The sequence below is a fragment of the Sulfuricella sp. T08 genome (assembly GCF_000971475.1).
Lineage (GTDB): Bacteria > Pseudomonadota > Gammaproteobacteria > Burkholderiales > Sulfuricellaceae > Sulfuricella.
The window spans coordinates 17,567-38,537 of the sequence record NZ_DF967526.1 but is presented as its reverse complement, the minus strand read 5'-3'; the positions used below and the strand labels follow the sequence as shown (position 1 = coordinate 38,537).

General features: G+C 57.5%; 18 protein-coding genes and 1 pseudogene. 5 read left to right on the top strand and 14 right to left on the bottom strand.

Features of this window, described 5'->3' with window-relative positions; genetic code table 11:
• The first annotated feature begins 114 nt into the window (after positions 1-114).
• The 4 genes and pseudogenes from SCT_RS03540 to SCT_RS17890 form a co-directional block, all read left to right on the top strand.
• Positions 115-2,682, top strand: coding sequence for a type I restriction endonuclease subunit R (locus SCT_RS03540; RefSeq protein ID WP_202812109.1), 2,568 nt, complete (start codon positions 115-117; stop codon positions 2,680-2,682).
• Positions 2,683-2,889: 207 nt separating this feature from the next.
• A complete protein-coding gene (locus SCT_RS03535) occupies positions 2,890-3,777 on the top strand; it encodes a hypothetical protein (protein WP_059419132.1) in 888 nt (295 codons plus the stop codon).
• A 49-nt stretch (positions 3,778-3,826) separates the two neighbouring features.
• Complete coding sequence (locus tag SCT_RS03530) at positions 3,827-5,014, top strand: hypothetical protein (RefSeq protein WP_059419127.1); 1,188 nt, start codon at positions 3,827-3,829, stop codon at positions 5,012-5,014.
• Positions 5,015-5,549: 535 nt separating this feature from the next.
• A pseudogene (locus SCT_RS17890) lies at positions 5,550-5,594 on the top strand (SEC-C metal-binding domain-containing protein); the annotation flags it as partial.
• A 232-nt stretch (positions 5,595-5,826) separates the two neighbouring features.
• On the opposite strand, the gene SCT_RS03525 reads toward SCT_RS17890, so the two are convergent.
• The 12 genes from SCT_RS03525 to SCT_RS03470 all read right to left on the bottom strand — a co-directional run bounded on the left by SCT_RS03525 (position 5,827) and on the right by SCT_RS03470 (position 14,854).
• Entirely contained in the window at positions 5,827-6,180 is a 354-nt protein-coding gene (locus SCT_RS03525) for a hypothetical protein (RefSeq protein ID WP_059419126.1), read from the bottom strand.
• Positions 6,177-6,470 (bottom strand): DUF6516 family protein, encoded by a 294-nt coding sequence (locus SCT_RS03520; RefSeq protein WP_059419124.1) that lies wholly within the window; start codon positions 6,468-6,470, stop codon positions 6,177-6,179. The genes SCT_RS03525 and SCT_RS03520 overlap by 4 nt, the downstream gene beginning before the upstream one ends.
• A 111-nt stretch (positions 6,471-6,581) precedes the next feature.
• Positions 6,582-6,962 (bottom strand): aspartate 1-decarboxylase, encoded by a 381-nt coding sequence (gene panD, locus SCT_RS03515; protein WP_059419122.1) that lies wholly within the window; start codon positions 6,960-6,962, stop codon positions 6,582-6,584.
• 39 nt (positions 6,963-7,001) lie between these two features.
• Positions 7,002-7,847 (bottom strand): pantoate--beta-alanine ligase, encoded by an 846-nt coding sequence (panC, locus tag SCT_RS03510; RefSeq protein WP_059419120.1) that lies wholly within the window; start codon positions 7,845-7,847, stop codon positions 7,002-7,004.
• Between the two features lie 172 nt (positions 7,848-8,019).
• A complete protein-coding gene (gene panB, locus SCT_RS03505; RefSeq protein WP_059419118.1) occupies positions 8,020-8,811 on the bottom strand; it encodes a 3-methyl-2-oxobutanoate hydroxymethyltransferase in 792 nt (263 codons plus the stop codon).
• Between the two features lie 3 nt (positions 8,812-8,814).
• Positions 8,815-9,456, bottom strand: coding sequence for a deoxynucleoside kinase (locus tag SCT_RS03500; protein ID WP_059419114.1), 642 nt, complete (start codon positions 9,454-9,456; stop codon positions 8,815-8,817).
• 6 nt (positions 9,457-9,462) lie between these two features.
• Positions 9,463-9,960, bottom strand: coding sequence for a 2-amino-4-hydroxy-6-hydroxymethyldihydropteridine diphosphokinase (gene folK, locus SCT_RS03495; protein WP_059419110.1), 498 nt, complete (start codon positions 9,958-9,960; stop codon positions 9,463-9,465).
• A gap of 4 nt (positions 9,961-9,964) precedes the next feature.
• A complete protein-coding gene (gene pcnB / locus SCT_RS03490; protein WP_059419108.1) occupies positions 9,965-11,338 on the bottom strand; it encodes a polynucleotide adenylyltransferase PcnB in 1,374 nt (457 codons plus the stop codon).
• 101 nt (positions 11,339-11,439) lie between these two features.
• Positions 11,440-12,462 carry an MBL fold metallo-hydrolase gene (locus SCT_RS03485; protein WP_059419106.1) on the bottom strand — a complete coding sequence of 341 codons (1,023 nt, stop codon included), beginning with the start codon at positions 12,460-12,462 and terminating at the stop codon, positions 11,440-11,442.
• Entirely contained in the window at positions 12,459-13,217 is a 759-nt protein-coding gene (locus SCT_RS03480) for an ABC transporter ATP-binding protein (RefSeq protein ID WP_059419104.1), read from the bottom strand. The genes SCT_RS03485 and SCT_RS03480 overlap by 4 nt, the downstream gene beginning before the upstream one ends.
• Positions 13,217-14,179 (bottom strand): iron ABC transporter permease, encoded by a 963-nt coding sequence (locus SCT_RS03475; RefSeq protein ID WP_059419102.1) that lies wholly within the window; start codon positions 14,177-14,179, stop codon positions 13,217-13,219. The genes SCT_RS03480 and SCT_RS03475 overlap by 1 nt, the downstream gene beginning before the upstream one ends.
• Positions 14,180-14,188: 9 nt before the next feature.
• Positions 14,189-14,854 carry an HAD family phosphatase gene (locus SCT_RS03470; RefSeq protein ID WP_059419100.1) on the bottom strand — a complete coding sequence of 222 codons (666 nt, stop codon included), beginning with the start codon at positions 14,852-14,854 and terminating at the stop codon, positions 14,189-14,191.
• A 51-nt stretch (positions 14,855-14,905) separates the two neighbouring features.
• On the opposite strand from SCT_RS03470, the gene SCT_RS03465 reads away from it, so the two are divergent.
• Positions 14,906-15,574 carry an energy-coupling factor ABC transporter permease gene (locus tag SCT_RS03465; protein WP_059419096.1) on the top strand — a complete coding sequence of 223 codons (669 nt, stop codon included), beginning with the start codon at positions 14,906-14,908 and terminating at the stop codon, positions 15,572-15,574.
• 74 nt (positions 15,575-15,648) lie between these two features.
• Here SCT_RS03465 and SCT_RS03460 read toward each other — a convergent pair whose 3' ends face one another.
• Positions 15,649-17,022: a chloride channel protein gene (locus SCT_RS03460; protein WP_059419092.1), complete on the bottom strand. Its 1,374-nt coding sequence runs from the start codon at positions 17,020-17,022 to the stop codon at positions 15,649-15,651.
• Positions 17,023-17,332: 310 nt separating this feature from the next.
• On the bottom strand, positions 17,333-20,938 hold the full coding sequence (nifJ, locus tag SCT_RS03455; RefSeq protein ID WP_059419090.1) for a pyruvate:ferredoxin (flavodoxin) oxidoreductase: 3,606 nt from the start codon (positions 20,936-20,938) through the stop codon (positions 17,333-17,335).
• Between the last annotated feature and the right edge of the window lie 33 nt (positions 20,939-20,971).

Here is a 20,971-nt window from a genome sequence, read left to right as displayed (position 1 = left end):
CTGTTTCAGGCTAATTCCGGTGGAAAAAAGCCTGATGCCGCAATATGTTTAATTCGAGGTCCTGAATGATGACTTGTTCAGGGCTTCCCTAACGGCGCACTGGTGCATTTCGCCGTGAGTAATAGAGAAGTACGCATGACCACCAAGCTGGAGGGTGCACATACCACCTTCCTGCCCTTCAATCGTGGCGATAATGGTGCTGCGGGGAACCCTCCCTCTCCCCCAGCCCCTCTCCCGCAAGCGGGCGAGGGGAGCGGTGGTGGCGGACACCGCACCGCCTACCTGTGGAAAACCGTTTGGGCGCGGGATAGCTGGCTGGAAATTCTGGGGCGCTATCTGGTTGCCAAGCGCGACACTAAAAAACAGATTCAGAAAATCATCTTCCCCCGCTTTCACCAACTGGACGCAACCCGCAAGCTGCTGAGCACGGTACTGGCGGAAGGGGCTGGCGGCAAATACCTGATTCAACATTCGGCAGGCTCAGGCAAGACCAACTCGATTGCGTGGTCGGCACACTTCCTCGCCGACCTGCACGATGTCGAGCACAAGAAGATGTTCGATACCGTACTGGTGGTGTCTGACCGGAACGTGCTGGACGCTCAGTTGCAGGAAGCGATATTCGACTTTGAACGCACCTCCGGCGTGGTGGCGACAATCACCGGCGAGGGGGCAAGCAAAAGTGCTGATCTGGCAAAGGCCCTCTCCGGCGGCAAGAAGATCGTGGTGTGTACCATCCAGACCTTCCCCTTTGCACTGAAAGCGGTGCAGGACTTGGCAGCTGCACAGGGCAAACGCTTTGCAGTGATTGCCGATGAAGCTCACTCCTCCCAGACCGGCGAAGCAGCAGCCAAGCTCAAGCAGGTGTTGAGCCCGGAAGAGTTGCAGGAATTGAACGACGGCGGCGAAGTCTCCACCGAGGACATACTTGCAGCGCAAATGGTGGCGCGTTCCGCCGAGAGCGGCATTACCTATGTCGCTTTCACTGCCACGCCCAAGGCCAAGACGCTGGAGCTGTTTGGTCGCCGCCCAAATCCTGACCTGCCTGCCAGTGCCGATAATCTTCCCGCGCCGTTCCATGTGTATGGAATGCGTCAGGCGATTGAGGAAGGCTTCATTCTGGACGTGCTGGAGAACTACACGCCCTACAAGACCGCCTTCAAGCTGGCACACAACGGCAAGGAAATGGATGACGCTGAAGTAGAGCGTAGCGCGGCACTAAAAGGCATCATGCGCTGGGTAAAGCTGCATCCGTACAATATCAGCCAGAAGGTGCAGGTGGTGATTGAGCATTTCCGCGAAACTGTTGCCCCGCTGCTGAACGGCCATGCCAAAGCGATGGTGGTGGTGAGCAGTCGGCTGGAGGCGGTGCGCTGGAAGCTGGCGATGGAAAACTATATCCACTCCCAAGGCTACAAGATCGGCACACTGGTGGCGTTCTCCGGTGAGGTGAACGACAAGGAGTCGGGGCCGGATGCGTTTAGCGAAACCAGCCAAGCCATGAACCCGAATCTCAAAAGCCGCGACATGCGTGTAGCCTTTGCCACCGAGGAATATCAAATCCTGCTAGTCGCCAACAAATTTCAGACCGGCTTCGACCAGCCCCTGCTGTGCGGCATGTATGTGGACAAAAGGCTGGCAGGCATACAGGCGGTACAAACCCTGTCACGCCTGAACCGTGCCTACCCCGGCAAGGATACGACCTACGTGGTGGATTTCGTGAACGATGCCGATGAGGTGTTGACCGCATTCAAGGCTTATTACGACACGGCCACGCTTTCCAATGTCACCGACCCGCACTTGGTGTACGACTTACGCAGCAAACTGGATGCAGCAGGCTTCTATGACGACTTCGAGGTGGAGCGTGTGGTGACAGTGGAGCTGAACCCCCATGCCAAGCAAAGCGACCTTGCTGCGGCACTGGAGCCGGTGGCATCGCGCATCCTGCAACGCTACAAGACCGCCAAGGAGGTGCTGAAGACAGCCAAGGCGCGTAATGATGCCAAGGCAGTGGAAGAGGCGCAGAACGAGCTTAATGCGCTGGTGCTGTTCAAGGCGGATATAGGCGCATACCAGCGTCTCTATGCTTTCCTGTCGCAGATATTCGACTACGGCAATACTGATATTGAAAAACGCTACTGGTTCTTTAAACGACTGCTGCCCTTGCTGGAGTTCGGACGGGAACGCGACGAGATTGATTTATCCAAGGTGATACTCACCCACCACCACCTGAAGAATCTGGGCAAGCGCACTTTGCCGCTGGGCGAGGGCGACGAGTATCCCAAGCTCGACCCATTGGGTGAAGCAGGCAGCGGCATGGTGCAGCAGAAACAGAAAGCCTATCTCGCTGAAATTATCGCCAAGGTGAATGACCTGTTCCAGGGGGAGCTGACCGACGATGACAAGCTGGTGTACGTGAATAACGTGCTGAAGAACAAGCTTATGGAATCCGACATTCTGGTGCAGCAAGCTACCAACAGCACCAAGCAGCAATTCGCTGACTCACCCGACCTCGCCAAGGGGATTATGAACGCGATTATGGACGCGCTGGCAGCACACGGCACGATGAGCAAGCAGGCTCTGGATTCAGAGCGTGTTCGGGATGGCTTGAAGGATGTGCTGCTTGGGCCAGCGCAGCTGTATGAGGCATTGCGTGGGCGTGGGGAAGGTGGAGTGCCGCTTTAATGGGTGTCAGCACGTTGTAGGAGAAGCGAAGCACTGACAGCTTCGTAACAGACATTCACCTGTCAGCACTTTGGGTGAAGATATACAGATAGCTGGCAAATAAAACCATTGCATATCAGCAAAATACAATGGCATTATGCGTATCAGTACATATCAAAAAGCCCGGACGGGGTGTCCGGCCAATAACTGTAGAAACTTAATTCTCATATGGCCGACGAATCTTCCGATCTTATCGAAATCAGAATTGAGTTTGAGCGTGGAGCTGGTGACCCCACCAGAGTGTTTCGCGCAATGGCAGGGCTAATTGAGTCCACGCAGCTCTTGGATTCTCATCTCGCGTTGATTATTGGTGCGAACGTCAGAACGGCCCTTGTATTACAGGATGTCGAAGCAGCTTCTCTCAAAGCCAAGTTAAAGACGATTATCGAGGAAATACCCGACGAAGCCGTCAAGGCTGGAGACGTGAAGAAGGTCATCGGGCATTTTCTATTCAAGGCAAAACATAAGATTCTTGATTGGTGCAGTGAGCGCAACAGCATCAAGGATCGCGGGGAAATAAAACAGCTTGAAGCTGATATTCATGCTCTCGCAGAACAATCTGATATTAAGGTGCTTCCTGCGTATGCTTCACTTGAGACTGCCACCCTACTCTCCGATATAAACTCGGTCAAAGGCGCTCTGGAGTACCTTGAAAATAATGATGTCGCGACCTTCAAGTCACCCCTTGGATCCTCTGAATTCAACCCAGAGCTTACCGTGCCTGACGACGTAGTGCGAGAGTTGATTACCCGCGAAACTATCGCATCTAAGGGCGAACGCATTTTGAAAGTCAAAAAGCCCGATTATCTTGGCAGCTCCAAATGGGTATTCAAATACGGAGGCCACCTGATTGAGGCAAAAGTCATTGATGGCGAATGGCTCAACCGTTTCCAGAACAATCATGATCCGGTGTTTCCCGGAGACTCATTGCGCGTGGTTCTTCGCGAGGAAGCCTCTTACGGCTACGATAACGAGATCGTCCATACTGATTACGAAGTAGTGCAGGTCGTGGAAGTAATTCGGGGTCTGCGTTTAGTGCAGGACACCATGCTGTGATCGCTGTTTCTAACTTCTCATTAGAGCGCCCGAAGGGGGAGCAGAAAAGATGCGGATAGCCGTTTTATTTAACGCAGACCACCCGCAATATGGGGTGGCTTATGGCTGGGCGATTCGCGACAAAATTCTCTCAACCGCCATTATTCAAAACAGTGGGCGTCACGTGAAGGTCAAGATTGGTGATGTTCTCATCTATTCACATGCCAAGTCCAAGACCGATTACGAAGGAATCGCCGAACACACTTATTTTTCACACCCTTGGCAACTACTGTTGAGTACAAAGCTAAGAGAGACTTATCTCAAGTCAACGGTCTTTGCATGGGTTATCCAAAATATCGACGAAACCACTGCACGGCAACTTCATGCGGCCCTATTAACGGATGGTGGCTATTTAGGAATGCACGGCGTCGATCTAACTAACGCAGCCCATTTGGTTCTATACCGAAACTCGCTTATCGGAAAATATCGAATTAAGGGAAAGTCTTGCCGCATTTTCTATTCGATGGGTGAAGAGGACGGAAAAGATGAAAGTGAACCAGACGAACTCAAGGCTCTAGGGCTTACTGATGTCGAATGGGAAGACAAAGGAGCGCATGGAACGATTTTTGATGACTACGATACCCCTGATCATTTTTCTCGTGTCGAAGTCTTTCGCAAGATGATTTCCAAAATTTTACCTGATGGGGATGATGGAGCTGATGAGCTTGTTTTAATCCTCGAAGACTTGAGCCCCCGCTTATTTAGTACGCTAGGCGCAGTTGCTCGGGCATTAGAAATGGCGACTCACGAGGAGGACTTTGCGCAGGTAGGCGTATCGGCAAGGCGCTACATAGAGCAACTTTCTGACGTTCTGTTTCCACCCCAAAAAGAAATGTATAAGGGTATGGACGTAACAAGGAACGAATTCAAAAACCGACTCCTAGCTTATATCGATCAAGCAATCCCTGACCAAGAAACCGGTAAGGCTGAACGCTGGAAGCAATTGAGAAAGGAGTTGGGGCTAGTGATTGATGAGACCAACGCAGCAGTCCACGGAACACCAGACAAGACCCGCGTAAGCAAAGCAATTAGTGACTTAGCTTCTCTATCGGCAGTACTTTTACAGCTAAACCCTGAAATGGCACGCAACCCTTACTTCGCCTTTAATGAAAGTATTACCAACTTTTTCAAGGACGTATTACACGATAGCCAACTTGACGATTCGTCCCAAGTGGCACCCGTAAGTGGGTCACTCTGAAATCAAACATAGCGTTAGCCACCCGTCAGCTTTCTCTGCCGAGGCCGTTGCGCGGTCAAAAGAACGTTTGGGTGAGCAAAAAGCATCTAACCCGGCTACCGGACCTGCTTGAAAAGCCAAGCGGGCCGACTATTTTGAATGTCAGGGAATAATATGCTTCCACCCGTAGTTACTAAAACTGTAGAGCATCTAACATCAGCCGTAATAAGCTTCGCTGTCATCATGGTTGCCGGAGCTTTTGTCGCCATGATATTGGCCCATTCATTTGGCGGGAAATCTCAAATTAAGCGCCAAACAATTTTTAGCATTGTTAGTTTTGGCAGCCTATGTGCTGCGGCGTATTACGCAGTGTCTAGGCTCAATGGTGGCGGATAACCCTTACCCCTCAAACTGTGGCAACAATCGCTCGTATGACGCCAACGGCGCGGCGTGTGTTAGATAACCCTTACCCCTCAAACTGTGGCAACAATCGCTTCAGGGTGGCAAATAACAAGCCTATGAGCCTCGGGGTGGTGGGGCATAAACCAAAGGAGGCCGCAATAAACTCTGCCCCTGTGGCAGCGGCAGGAAGTTCAAGTAATGCTGTGGGAGTGAGAGGTGACCCAACGCCTCATTGAGGTTGGGTAGAGGTAAATCTGTCTAGTGAAATGAGTGGAGATAGGGTAACGAAGCTGGGGGCATATTTGGGGGCATCTTGCCAAGATAATATTTTCATATCTAAGCCCATGGCCGATGTCAGGCTGCTATTTCGTTCCGGCTCCCCCACTTAACATATCCAAGCAGTACCAAAAGAAGCCCAGAAGCCCGCGCCCTCAGGCGGCTTTTTTGAGATCGACCTTGATATCTATTTCATCGAACGGTGCAATAAGCTTTCCGCTGTCGCGTTCAAGCAGTCCCAGCCCTTCCAGCGCTTTAACATCGGTATGGACGTTCTTGTAGTCCCGTCCAATCTCCTTGGCTAGCCGGTGCATGTTGAGACCTTCGTGCTGCGCGACGTAGCGCAATAGTTCCAGCCGCTTGTCGGTAATGGCAGCAAACAACTCAGAAGGGGAACCGAAACCGATGGACGGAGTAATGCTCTCGCCCCGTTCGGCCTTCTGCCAGATGGCAGCCAAGTCTCGAACAGCTTGCTCCGGCGTAGTAATGACAATTTCTACCTTATTCATTCTTCCCACCTCCAGCCCGCTAGGCGGGCGCAGTCGTTCTTAAAATCCTCGATCAGTTCAGGCAGACTCACGAAAAGATAAGCATCTTCCTTCTCGCCATAGTGCCGGTGGTCACCCTTGCCGGTCTCATTGTCGTAGCGAACAACACACTTACCCAAGTGGCCGCAGTAGAGGCGGTATTTGAGGCCATGCGGCCTATCCGAAGTAACTTTGGGTAATGCCCAAACAACCATCTCAATATGAATGTCGCCCTGCTTTAATATCCGGCGAAAAAGTTGAACCGCTTTCATTATGGTTCATAATACCATACTTTGCAGGATTTTGTGGCCGGTGATCACGGCCACTTCCACACAAACAAAGGGCAGCCTCAGCTGCCCTTTCGTATTTCTGTCTGGCACCGGTTATGCCGCCTGCACCGGAATCTGCCGCCGCTTGTCGACGATGCGGTTGTCGGCATCCACATACACCAGCTCGGGCTGGAATTTCTGCAGTTCCAGCTCGTTGTACATGGCATAGGTGGCGATAATGATGAGATCGCCGGGATTCGCCTTGTGCGCCGCTGCGCCGTTCACGGAAATAATGCCCGAGCCGCGTTGCGCCTTGATGGCATAAGTGGTGAAACGCTCGCCATTGCTCACGTTGTAGATGTCGATCTGCTGGTATTCGCGGATGTCCGCGGCTTCCAGCAAATTTTCGTCAATCGCGCACGAACCTTCGTAATGCAGTTCGGAATGCGTGACGGTGACACGGTGCAGCTTGGATTTGAGCATCAATCTTTGCATTGTGGCTCACTCAACGAGTGGGGAACAAAAGGACGCGTATTATAAGCCTTTGTCCGCATTGAGACAAATTTCCAGGTTATCGATCAATCGGGTCTTGCCCAGCCATGCCGCCGCCAGCACCACCAGATTCATTTCGCCGATTTTCGCCGGCGCCAGGGATTCGGCGGCCCGCACCGAAACATAGTCGACACGCCAGCCGTGAGCTTCCAGGTCGGCAATGGCTGCGCATTCCAGAGCCGAAAAATCGCTGTTACCCGCAATAATAGACTCCCGGATTAATGCAAGGTTCCAGTACAGCCGCACCGCCTCGGTGCGATCTTCCGCAGTGAGATAGGCGTTGCGCGAGCTGAGGGCGAGGTTGTCCCCGGCACGCAGGGTTTCCCCCGCCACGATCTCCACCGGCAGATTGAGCTGCCGCACCATGGCGCGAATCACGTGCAACTGCTGGTAATCCTTCTTGCCGAACACCGCTGCCTGCGGCTGGACGATATTGAACAGCTTCAGCACCACCGTCGCCACGCCGCGAAAATGGCCGGGTCGAAATGTGCCGCACAGTTCGGCGGCAACAGGCGGCAGATCGATGAACACCTGCTGCGGCTCGGGATATAGATCCGCGACCATCGGTGCGAATACCACATCGGCCAAGCCGGCCAGCTTGGCGCAGTCCTGCTCGAAGGTGCGCGGATAATTGGCGAAATCCTCGTTCGGGCCGAACTGCAAAGGATTGACGAAGATGCTCACCACCACACAGCGACCCTGCTCGCGCGCCTGCCGGATCAGAGCCAGATGGCCTTGGTGCAGGTTGCCCATGGTAGGAACGAAAGCGACGGACGGCTCGGTTTTCAGCCGGTCGCGCAATGCCTGGGTGGTTGAGATAATCTGCATGAATGATCACAAAAAAGCGTTAACCGCAGAGGACGCGGAGGACGCAGAGGAAATCAAAACCTTCAAGATGGGGGCTGCTTCTTGAGTCCAGCTCAAACAAGCTGTAGCGGCTATTCGAGTGGTTGGCTTTGAGGTTTTCCTCTGCGTCCTCCGCGTCCTCTGCAGTGAAAAATCAAAAACAATGTTCCAGCGCAGGGAACGAGCCATCCTTCACCGCCTTGACATAGTCCGCGACGGCGACCGGGATACTCGGAGCACCGGTCAAAAAATTCCGGACGAATTTCGGTGGCTTGCCGGGATAAATGCCGAGCAGATCGTACAGCACCAGCACCTGGCCGGAGCAATCCGGCCCGGCGCCGATGCCGATGGTGGGAATGGCGAGTTGCTGCGTCACCTGCCGTGCCAGCGCCGCCGGAATCGCTTCCAGCACCAGCAGGCCGGCGCCTGCTTGTTGCAATGCCAGCGCGTCCTCGATCAGCTTCTGCGCAGCCGCGTCGCCTTTACCCTGCACCTTGTAGCCGCCGAGCTGGTGCACGGACTGGGGCGTGAGGCCGACATGGCCGCAAACCGGAATACCGCGCTCAACCAGAAAAGCCACCGTCTTCGCCATCACCGCGCCGCCTTCCAGCTTGACCATCTGTGCGCCCGCCGCCATCAGTTTCGCGGCATTGCGCATGGCTTGGGCCGGGCCTTGCTGGTAGCTGCCGAAGGGCATATCGGCGACGATAAAATCTTTCTTCGCGCCGTGCGCGACGCAGTGGGTATGGTAAACCATGTCGTCCATGCTCACCGGCAGGGTGGTTTCCTCACCCTGCACCACCATGCCGAGCGAATCGCCGACCAGCAGCACTTCCACGCCCGCATTTTCCAGCAGGGTGGCGAAGCTCGCATCGTAGCAGGTAAGCACAGTGATTTTCTCGCCGCTGCCGGCCATCTTCTGCAAATTGCTCAAGGTAACTCTCATCGGCTACCCCGCTCTGTTGAAGAACTCGCGGCCGCCGCGCATTTGGCCGACACGCTCGATCAATAGCTCTAAATCCTGCGATTGGTCGACGTAATTGAGGTTCTCGCTGTTGACGATCAGCAGCGGCGAAGCTTCGTAATGATAGAAATGCTCACTGTAGCTATCCGCTACCCGCGTCAGATACTCAATCGTGACCGTGCTTTCGTACTCCACCCCACGGCGTCGAACACGCTCGGCCAGCACTTCCGGCGGCACCTGCAGGTAGATCACCAGATCGGGCCTTGGTGTCTGCGGCTGCAAGTTGTCGTAAATCTGCCGGTACAGATGATATTCTTCTTCGCTCAGATTGAGTTTTGCAAACAACAAGTCCTTATCCAGCATGAAGTCGGCCACGGCAGCACGGCCAAACGACTCCATCCGCTTCAGCTCCTGAACCTGGGATGCGCGCTGCAGCAGGAAAGACAGTTGGGTAGGCAGAGCATAGCGCTCCGCATCCTTATAGAAGCGAGGCAGAAAAGGATTGGCGTCCGCATTCTCGAGCATTAACTCAGATTGGAAACGCTCTGAAAGGAGCCGTGCCAAGCTGGTCTTGCCAACCCCGATCGGCCCGGCAATCACTACATAATGATATTTTTCGAACAGCATCCTGGCTTATTCCTCCATCCGTTCCACCCGCTGGCCGGCGCATTTTTCCAGACACTCGCCCACTGACCCATGCCCGCCTATGATGCGACTTGGCGCGATTTCATGCAAAGGCTGGAGCACGAAGGCGCGCTCATGCATACGCGGATGAGGTAAGGTCAGACCGTGCTCGTGGCAGGTAAGGTCGTCGTAGAGCAGGATATCCAGGTCGAGGATGCGCGGTGCATTACGGAACTCGCGCACACGCCCGTGGCGATGCTCCATGTCGAGCAGCACTTCGAGCAACGCATGCGGCGCCAGAGCGGTTGCTATCTCGGCCACGGCATTGATGAAGTCTGGCTGATCGGCATAGCCCACCGGCTCGCTGCGATAGAGCGAGGAACACGATAGCAGCCGGGTTTGCGGCAGATTACCGAGCTCAGCGAAAGCCTTGAGGATATGCGCGCCAGGATCGGACAGGTTGCTGCCGAGGCCGATGAAGGCGCGCTTGAAAAGCGGGGGCAACATAAACTCAGTCCTGCGACTCAGCGATTGATGCTTCTCCCGCCTCCCCGGCAGCCTTGGGCTTGCGGCGGCGCCGTCGTTTCTTGGCAGCGGGGGCTTCGTCCTTGATCAGCATCTGACCACGTTCGTGGTCGCCGGCATCCTGAAAATCTTCCCACCAGCGGCCAACTTCGGCATCGACCTCGCCACTTTCGCAACGCATCATCAGAAAATCGAAGGCAGCGCGGAAGCGCGGATGCTCGAGCAGGCGGAACGGACGCTGGCCTGCACGCTGGAGGAAGCGCGGCTGCATCGTCCAGATTTCCTTCATCACCGCATCGTAGCGATGGGGAATCGCCAGTTTCTCGCTCTGCGCCGCTAAAACCACGTCCATCGCCAGATACAGTGCCGGAACCGGCTTTTCCCCTTCGGCCTGGGATTGCTGCCAGGCAGCCAGTACTTCGTGCCAGAGCAGGGCCGCGAACAGGTAGGCGGGAGAAATCGGCTTCCCATCCAGAATGCGCTGGTCGGTCTTAGCCAGCGCCAACATGACGAAACGCTCGCCCATCGGCTGTTCCAGGATCACGTCGAGCATCGGCAGCAAGCCATGGTGCAAGCCCTTCTTGCGCAGCAGCAGGATGCTTTGTACCGCATGGCCGGAAAAAAGCAGTTTGAGCATTTCGTCGAACAGCCGCGCCGCGGGGACATCCTCCAGCAGATCGGCCAGTTCCCGGATCGGTTTGATCGCCGCCGGATCCAGTTTCAGCCCGAGCTTGGCAGCAAAGCGCACGGCGCGCAGCATCCGCACCGGGTCCTCGCGGTAGCGCTGAGCCGGGTCACCGATGATGCGCATCACCCCGGCCTTGAGGTCGGCCACGCCATTGTGGTAATCCCAGATTTCCTGGCTGACCGGGTCGTAATACAGCGCGTTGATCGTGAAATCGCGACGCATCGCGTCTTCCACCTGGGAGCCAAATACGTTGTCGCGCAGAATACGGCCGCTTTCCTGGTCGGTCTGGCGGTCATCACGATCGTTGTTGGTGGCAACGGCGACGGTGCGGAAGGTGGATACCTCGATGGTTTCGGCGCCGCACATCACATGGACGATGCGGAAGCGCCGCCCGATGATGCGGGAACGCCGGAACAGATTGCGCACCTCATCCGGATCGGCATCGGTGGCCACGTCGAAATCCTTGGGTTCCCTGCCCAGCAGCAGGTCGCGCACCGCGCCACCCACGACGAAGGCCTTGAAACCCGCCTGCTGCAGCGTCTTCACCGTCTTCAGCGCGCACGGGGTGAGCTGGTCGGCGGTGATGCCGTGGGATTTCAGTTTGAAGATGCGTGGCTCACCGTTTTTTGGTGATTTTTTCTGGAAAACGCGGTTGATAAGTTTACGGATCATTCTTTATGTAGTCTCTGGGTGGCTAAGAGTGGGCGCCAAGGGTTTAAAGTAAAGTGAAGGGACACTCTTAATGACTTTCCCCCTCACGCCTCACCCTTAATTTATTTGCCGAAATAAACTTCTTGTTCCATCTCGCGGTAAATGAAATTGGCATTTTTTTTATGGTTCTCATGGTAGAGCGGAGTTGCGTGCCAATCCGCAAAATCGGACAGGCGCACCGCACTTTCGAGATCCTGCCCCGCCTCCACGGCGGCACGCATTTCATCGCGCAGTCGCTTGATGTAGCTGTAAGTCTTTTCCACCATCGGGAACGGCGGTGTCTGGGCGCTGCCATGGCCCGGAATCATCAGCCGGGTATCCGGGAAAGTCCTCCGCAGCCAGTCTATCGCCTCCAGGGCGGCACCTGAATGTCCATCACCCATGAAAGTGGAACGATTGTTGAAAGCAAGGTCGGAAATCCAAAGAATCCGGTCTTCTGCCTGGTGCACCACGAGATCGCCGAACGAATGGTGGTGGTCGGCATTATACACGGCGAAGGTTTTGCCGCCCAAAGTGAAATCGTAGTGGCTATAGATCTCGCCGCCCACCAGGATGTCGGGCTCCACGCCCTTGAATCCCTTCATGTCCGCGGCAAGGATACGGCGGCGGAAAGCGACCGAAGCCGGCAGATTGTCTGAACCAAGATATTCCAGCGTGCCCACGTGGCCGACGATCTTGATGCCGGGAAGTTGCCGGAAAGCCACCGCACCGTAGGAATGGTCGGGATGGTTGTGGGTGAGGATCAAATACCTGATCGGCTTGTCTGTCACCTTGCGCACCGTGGCAATCAGCCGCCGACCCAGCTTGGGCGTTCCCAGGCTGTCGATCACCACTACCCCCTCGTCGGTCACGACGAAGCCGGCGTTGCCGTTGAAACCGCGGTTCTTGCCATCGACCTCGGCAATATTGGCGTAGAGGAAATACACGTCCGGAGCAATGCGGTAATAAGGCAGGGGCTTGCTGTCGGCGTCCGCAGCGGAAATGACAATCTCGGGAATTTCAGCGGTATCCACCGCCTGCTGGGGCAAACGGTCGGCATGTGCGACGAACGATGCAGCAAACAGGCTGCAGACGACTAACCTCATGCAGGCAGAAAATAACTGCCGACCTCCGTCTCGATTTCCCGCAATCCGCACCGGTAGAGCTCCTCCAGATTTTTTAGCGTCATCAGCTCGGCAGCGCTGCCGGCCAACACTCTTCCCTCATCATACAACATCAGGATGTGATCGCAATAACGCCCGGCCCACAGAGTCTCGTGCAGCACCATCAGCACCGCCTTGCCCTCTTCGACGGCAAGCCGCTGCAGCAGTCGCAATGCCTCTGCCTGGTGGCCCAGATCGAGATGCTGCAGGGGCTCGTCGAGGCAATAATGCTGAGGTGCCTGGGCCAGCAACATGGCGATCCGCACGCGTTGCCGCTCGCCGCCAGAAAGGGTAATCAGCGTTCGATGCGCCATATCGGCCATGCCCACCTGTTGCAGCGCTGCCAGCGCGGCTTCCTCGTCGCCGTCCGTGATGCCAAAACCGCGACTGTGGGGATAACGGCCGAGCAGCACGTATTCCAGCGCCGTCCCCCAGAATTCGTGGCCTTCGTCCTGGGGGAGCACACCGATCTGCCGGGCCAGTTCGCGGCGCGGATAATCCGGCAGAGGTTTGCCGTCCCACGAAACCAGGCCGGCATCGGGTGCACGCAGCCCGCTCAAGGCGTGCAGCAGGGTGGTCTTGCCGCTGCCGTTGCGCCCCAGAATACCCCAGCATTCGCCGGGTTTAATCACGATATTCAGGTCGCGGCACAGGACTTTGCCGGGGACAGACAGGTTCAAGCCTTCGGCGCGCAGCATCAGGTTCTCCGCGTCAGCAGAAACAGCAGCAACGGTACGCCGAGCAGAGCGGTGAGCACCCCCACCGGCAGCTGTTGCGGTGCAATGGCCGTGCGCGCCAAGGTATCGGCCAGGGTCAGGAAGCTGCCGCCGGCCAGCACGGCCAGCGGCAACAGCCAGCGATGGCCGCTGACGCCAAGCAGGCGAACGAAGTGCGGCACGATCAGGCCGACGAAGCCGATCGCTCCGGCCTCAACCACCACCGCCGCAGTGGCGGCGGAGGCGGTAAAATATATACCTAACTGCAACGGCCGCACCGCCACACCCAGTGACTTGGCCTTGAGTTCGCCAAGGCCGAGGATGTCCAGGCTATTTGCCTGCCACCAGGCAAGCGCCAGCGCCGCTACCAGTACGCCCCAGGCCAGGCCCGGAGCCTGCGCCTGGGAAAGGTCACCCATCAGCCAGAACAGCATGCCGCGCACCTGTGCCCCCGGCGCCAGGGTGAGCAGCAGGCTGATCAGCGCGCCGAATCCGGCCGACAGCACCACACCGGTCAGCAGCAGGCGCTGCATATTCCCGCCGCGGCCAAAGCCCAGGGCGAATACCAGTCCGACCGCGGCCAGCGCCCCGCCGAGAGCGGCAAAGTTTACCGCCGCAGCTGCCAGGCCAAACAGCATCGCCACCAGAGCCGCCACAGCAGATCCGCCGGAAATGCCCAGGACGTAAGGATCGGCCAGGGGATTGCGCAGCAACGCCTGCAACAGCGCACCGGCCAAGGCCAGCGAGCCGCCGCAGGCGAAAGCACTGGCCACGCGCGGCAGGCGCAGCTGCCACACGATATCCGTCGCCAGCCCGGCTTCCTTGCCGGCAAGCGCGCACATCACCTCACCCAGGGACAGGTCGACGCTGCCGAAGGCGACGCCAGCCAGCAGACTAAGCGGCGTCAGGATCAGAAACAGGATCAGCAGAAAAGGGCGCGACACGTGCGCTGCTTAATTCCGCAGGGAAATGATCGGCCAGCCGCTGTTCTCGGCATGCACCTTCAGAGTAGGATCGGGATCCACCGCCACCGGGTTGCTGACCTGTTCCAGCAGCGGCAGATCGTTAAGGGAATCACTGTAGAACCAGCTCTCCTGCACACCTTCCCAGTCCACCCCGCGCTGTTTCAACCAGGCTTCGAGCCGGGTGATTTTTCCCTCGCGGAAGCTGGGCGTGCCGGCCACCTTGCCGGTGAATTCGACGCCGTTCTGTTCCGGTTCCGTCGCGATCAGGTGCTCGACCCCGAACGCTCTGGCGATCGGCATCGTGACGAAGCTGTTGGTGGCGGTGATGATCGCCACCAGGTCCGCCTCGCGCAGGCTCCGGTCGACCAGGTCGCGCGCCTTCTGGTTAATGATCGGTAAAATCTTTTCGCGCATGAATTGCCCATGCCAGATATCCAGCTGGGTCCGCGGGTGGCGCGACAGCGGTTTCAACTGAAAGTCCAGGAACTCGTGGATATCCAGCGAGCCGGCCTTGTACTGATCGTAGAACGACTGGTTGCGCGCCTCGTAAACCTCGCGATCGAGCACGCCGCGCTCGATCAGGAACTGTGCCCACTCGAAATCGCTGTCTCCGGAAAGCAGTGTGTTGTCCAGATCAAATAGCACCAGTCGCAAAATCAATCTCCACAAAGTAAAATAAGGCGGAGTATAGCCTAAAATAACAGGATGAATTTACCTGACAATCTACTGCCTTCAGGCTGGTACTGGACCGGACAGGGACTCTATGCACTGGTCCTGTTCTGGGCAGTCCTGACTGCACCCTGGCGCAAGCTCAAGGATGCCAGCCCGCTGAATGTGTGGCTGGGCACCTGCGTGCTTCTCATGGCACTCTGGAGCATCAAGACCGGCATCAAGCCGGGGCTGAACTTTCACCTGCTCGGTACTACCGCCATGACGCTGATGTTCGGGCCGCAACTGGCCTTGCTCGGACTCACCATTGTTCTGACGGCCGTCACCCTGGCAGGCATGAGCGGCTGGCAGGGATACGGCTGGAATGCGCTCATCATGGGCGCCTTGCCGGTAGCCGTGAGCTACGGTATCTACTGGCTGGTGGATCGAAAACTGCCCAACCATCTTTTCGTTTACATCTTTCTCAACGCCTTTTTCGGTGGCGCACTGGCGATGGCTGTCACCGGGCTGGGCGGAACACTGCTGCTGCAACTGTCCGGCACCTACCTGCCGGCTTATCTCTACCACGACTACCTGCCCTACTTCATCCTGATGGCCTGGTCCGAGGCAGTCACCACCGGCATGGCAATCACCCTGATGGTGGTTTACGTGCCGCACTGGGTCAGCACGTTCGACGACGTACGCTACCTGAAGCGCAACAAATAGTGCAAAAAACATGCGGAATGTCGAAGTTGACATTCTCGTTTAGCGTGACGGCTTATCAATAATTAAGGGCGTATTCAGGGAGCTGGTGGTTTGCCGTTCGCTTCCTGCTGCGGCGGATCGGGAAGCAGCAGGGAAGGAACTGCCGTGCTGGTGGAACGCTGCAGGAAGTTGTCAGCCAGGCTCTTGTATAAAGGCTTGTGGCAGATCAGGCGCGAAGTGGCCGAGGCGATGATCGAGGCCGCCATGAGCGGGAGCAGCATGGCGTGGTTATTGGTCATTTCCATCACGATGACGAAGGCGGTAATGGGTGCCTGCACCACGCCTGCAAAATAGGCCACCATACCGAGAATCACTACAGCACCGGCCGGTGCATAGGGCATTATTTCCGCCAGGTTGGAGCCGAAGCCGGCGCCAATCGCCAGCGAAGGCGCAAAAATACCGCCCGGAATGCCGCTCACATAGGAAACGATCGTCGCCAGCATTTTGAGGATGCCGTAGGTTTCAGGCAGGGGAGCGCCTTCAGAGATGATTTGCTGTGCTTCCTGATAACCGGTGCCGTAGGTAGTGCTGCCGGAAAGCAGGCCGATCAGCGCCAGCACGAAGCCGCACAGGGCGGCGAAAACGATCGGACGCTCCTTCATCAGAGCACCGATGCGGCCCGGGATGCCGCGTGAAAAAGCAATCAGGATGCGGCTGAACAAGCCGCCGAGCAGGCCGCCCGTGACGCCGCAGACCAGAACCGCAATCCAGCCGTGGTCGAGATCGAGCGATGCATCTGTGTAGCCGAAGTAAGTGTAATTGCCCATCATGGCGAGCGAGGTCATGCCGGCAACGATCACTGCGGTAAGCACGATGCCGTTGGTTTTTTCCTCGAAGGACCGGCTCATTTCCTCGATGGCGAATACCACGCCGGCAAGTGGGGTGTTAAAGGCAGCCGCCACGCCGGCAGCCCCGCCGGCAAGGATCAGTCCTCGTTCCATTTCCAGGCGGGGAAAACGGCCCAGCTTTCCGAGGGAATGCATGATGGCGGCGCCGATCTGAACCGTCGGGCCTTCGCGCCCCACGGATGCGCCCGACAGCAGGGCGATCAGGGTCAGGGGGATTTTTCCCAGGGCGATGCGCAGCGAAAGCACGGATTCACGGTCTTTGCTGTCCTGCATTTTGAGGGCGGCTATGGTCTGAGGAATACCGCTACCCTGGGAACCCGGGAAAAAACGGCGGGTGATGTAAGCCACCAGCGCAAGTCCGGCAGGCGCGATAATCAGTGGCAGGTAGGGGGAAAACTCGATGATACGGTGGAATAGCTGGTTGGATTCTTCACTTCCCCGGGCGAAGAAGACTGCGGCTGCGCCGACGCAGATAGCTCCGGTCCAGAACAGCAGTCGCCGCTTCCAGTGGCGGATCGACAGCCAGACATGGGTGGAGCGGTTGAGGTAGCGCTTTGACAATGCAGTGAAACCGGATTTTATTGGGGGATAAGGCGGTATTGTAGGGGCGGGAACGCACAGTCACAAGGATAGGCGCCGCTTTTATCGTTCTTCGTAGGTTTCCAGGCACCTGCATCCGGCATGGCCACGCCATAACGCATGGGGTTATCGATGTTTTTTATCGCGTCAACGCGACGCTGAATACTATTGGTATTAAAGAAACAATCCTATCGATTCATTGATTCCGCTGTGGATTGGTAACATCCAAAAAAAAACGCCGTGCCAGAAAACCGGCACGGCCAAGGGGAGGAACTACACAAACTAAGACCAATCAGGTTTCAGTTGGTTCCTTCTTGACGCCAGCTTCGGCCCCCTTGCCGGAAACGCCCGCCATCTGCTCATAAAAAGCGAAGCGCTTCTGCAGTTCATTCTCGTAGAACGCCAGCACTTCCCCGCCGTCACTATCCATTTCCTTCACCAGTCCGCGGAAGCGCGGCTCGTTCTGGATGAACTCGCGGTAGGACACGGACGGCCTCTGCGAATCCAGCTTGAGCGGATTCTTGCCTTCCTGTTCGCGCCGCGGATCGAAGGTGAACAGCGGCCAATGCCCTGAGCTCACCGCCAGTTCCTGCTGTTGGTGCTGCTTGCTCAGATCGTAACCGTGCTCGCCGCAAGGACTGTAGGCGATGATCAGCGACGGGCCGTCGAAGGATTCCGCCTCGAGGAAGGTCTTCAGGGTGTGAATGTCCTTCGCGCCGTAGGCGACATGGGCGACGTAGACGTGGCCGTAACTCATGGCGATCTGCGCCAGATCCTTCTTGCCGGTATGCTTGCCACCGGCGGCGAACTTGGCCATGGCGCCGCGCGGCGTGGCCTTGGAGGCTTGGCCACCGGTGTTGGAATAGACCTCGGTGTCGAGCACCAGGATGTTGACGTTGCGGCCGGAAGCGATCACATGGTCGAGGCCGCCGAAGCCGATGTCATAGGCCCAGCCGTCGCCGCCGATAATCCACACGCTTTTCTTCACCAGGTAATCGGCCAGGCTTTCCAGCTGCCGCGCCTCGGCTGCATCGATGCCGGCCAGAACCTGGCGCAGCTGCTCGACGCACTCGCGCTGGGCGAAGATACCGGCTTCCGTGGTCTGATCGGCGTTGAGAATGGCATCCACCAACACGCCATCAATACGGTCCTTCAACTTTTCCAGCAATTCGCCGGCATGCTCGGCATGCTTGTCGATGCTGACACGGAAACCCAGGCCGAATTCGGCGTTGTCCTCGAACAGCGAGTTCGCCCAGGCCGGGCCGCGTCCTTCGACGTTCTGGCTGTAGGGAGTGGTCGGCAGATTGCCGCCGTAGATCGAGGAGCAGCCGGTAGCATTGGCGATTACCATGCGGTCGCCGAACAGCTGGCTGGCGAGACGGATGTAGGGCGTTTCGCCGCAGCCGACGCAGGCGGTGGGGAATTCGAACAAGGGCTCCATCACCATCGCACCCTTGATGGTGGAGGTGCGCAGCTTGGTACGATCGAACTCCGGCAGAGTCAGGAAGAACTTGAAATTCTCGCGTTCCTGTTCGCGCAGTGGCGCCTGCGGCCGCATTTCCAATGCCTTGTGGCCATCGACCTTGGAAACCGCCGGGCAGATATCCACGCACAAAGTGCAACCGGTGCAGTCTTCGGGCGCAACCTGGTAGCTGATGTGCATGCCCTGCTCGAATTCCTTGCCCTTGACCTGAATGTGCTTGAAAGTGGGCGGGGCACCCTCGGCCATGCCGGCAGGGAACACCTTGGAGCGGATGGCAGTGTGCGGACAGACGAACGGGCACTTGCCGCAATAGATGCACAGTTCCTCGTCCCACACCGGGATTTCCTGCGCCAGGTTGCGCTTGTCCCACTGCGAAGTGCCGGTGGGCCAGGTACCATCGTTGGGCAGCGCGCTGACCGGCAGCCGGTCGCCATGGCCGGCCATGATCTCGGCAGTGATCTTGCGCACGAACTCGGGCGCGAAGGCCGGCACTGTCTCCGGCATCTCGTGGGTGCTGGTGGCTTGCTTAGTCACTTCCACCTTGTGCAGGTTGGCTATGGTTTCGTCGATCGCCTTCCAGTTGGCTTCGACCACCGCCCTGCCCTTCTTGCTGTAGGATTTTTCGGCGGCGTGCTTGATCTTCTCGATCGCCACGTCGCGCGGCAGCACGCCGGAAATGGCGAAGAAACAGGTCTGCATGATGGTATTGATACGGGTGCCCATGCCGGTCGCCTTGGCGATAGCGTAGGCGTCGATGACATAGAATTCCAGCTTCTTGGTAATAATCTGCTGCTGCATCGTGTGGGTCAGGGTGTTCCACACCTTGCCCGCCGGCTCCGGCGAATTGAGCAGGAACACCGCCCCTTCCGCAGCCGAGCTCAGCATGTCGTAGCGCTCAAGGAAGATCGGCTGGTGGCAGCCGACGAAGTTGGCCTCGTTGTCGCCGATCAAATAGGGGGAATGGATCGGCCTGGGCGAGAAACGCAGGTGGGAAATAGTCGCCGCGCCGGCTTTTTTCGAGTCGTAAACGAAATAGCCCTGATCGTAGAGCTCGGTTTCCTCGCCCATGATCTTGATGGTGTTCTTGTTGGCGCCCACCGTGCCATCCGAACCCAAGCCGTAAAACATGCAGCGATTCACGCCGTGGCCGGCATCGGTGCGGAAATCTGCATCCCACTCCAGACTGGTGTGGGTGAGGTCGTCGATGATGCCGATGGTGAAATGGTTCTTGGGCTGGTCCTTTTTCAGTTCGTCGAACACGCCCTTGATCATGCCCGGCGTAAACTCCTTGGAAGACAGGCCGTAGCGCCCGCCGACCACGCGCGGCATGGTCGCGAACTTGCCTTCGCCCGCGGTGAAAGCTTCGGCAATCGCCGTCACCACGTCCTTGTACAGCGGCTCGCCGTCTGCGCCGGGTTCCTTGGTGCGATCCATCACGGCTATGCGCCTGGCCGTGGCGGGAATGATACTGAGCAGTTCATCCGCCGCAAACGGGCGGTACAAACGCACCTTCACCAGGCCCACCTTCTCGCCGTGGGCGTTGAGGTGATCCACGGTTTCCTCGGCCGCCTCCGCGCCGGAACCCATCAGCACCATCACGCGCTCGGCATCCGGTGCGCCGACATATTCGTAGATATGGTACTGGCGGCCGGTAAGTCCGGCGAATTTATCCATGGTTCTCTGCACGATTTCCGGCATGCGGTCGTAGAACGGGTTGACCGTCTCGCGTGCCTGGAAGTACACGTCCGGGTTCTGCGCCGTGCCGCGAATCGCAGGATGGTCCGGCGACAGCGCGCGGGCGCGGTGGGCGAACACCAGCTTGTCGTCGATCATCTCGCGCACCACCTCGACCGGCACCTGCTCGACCTTGGCTACCTCGTGGGAGGTGCGGAAACCGTCGAAGAAGTGCAGGATAGGCACGCGCGATTCAAGCGTCGCGGCCTGGGCAATCAGCGCCATGTCCATCGCCTCCTGCACCGAGTTCGAGGCGAGGAAGGCGAATCCGGTGGCCCGAACCGACATCACGTCGCTGTGGTCGCCGAAAATCGACAGCCCCTGGGCCGCCAGCGAGCGCGCCGCCACGTGCATGACAAAGGGCGTCAGTTCGCCGGCGATCTTGTACATGTTGGGAATCATCAGCAGCAAGCCCTGCGAGGCGGTAAAGGTGGTCGCCAGGGAACCCGTCTGCAACGCGCCGTGTATGGCACCAGCGGCGCCTCCCTCGCTCTGCATCTCGATCACTTCCGGAATAGTACCCCACAGGTTTTTGACACCCTCCGCCGACCAGGCATCGGCGTATTCCCCCATCGGCGAGGACGGGGTAATCGGGTAAATCGCGATCACCTCGTTGGTCAGATGAGCGATATAGGCGGCGGCCTCATTGCCGTCGATGGTAACCATGCTTGTTTGAGACATCGAAACACCCCTTAATGACGATCTGTTCAATCA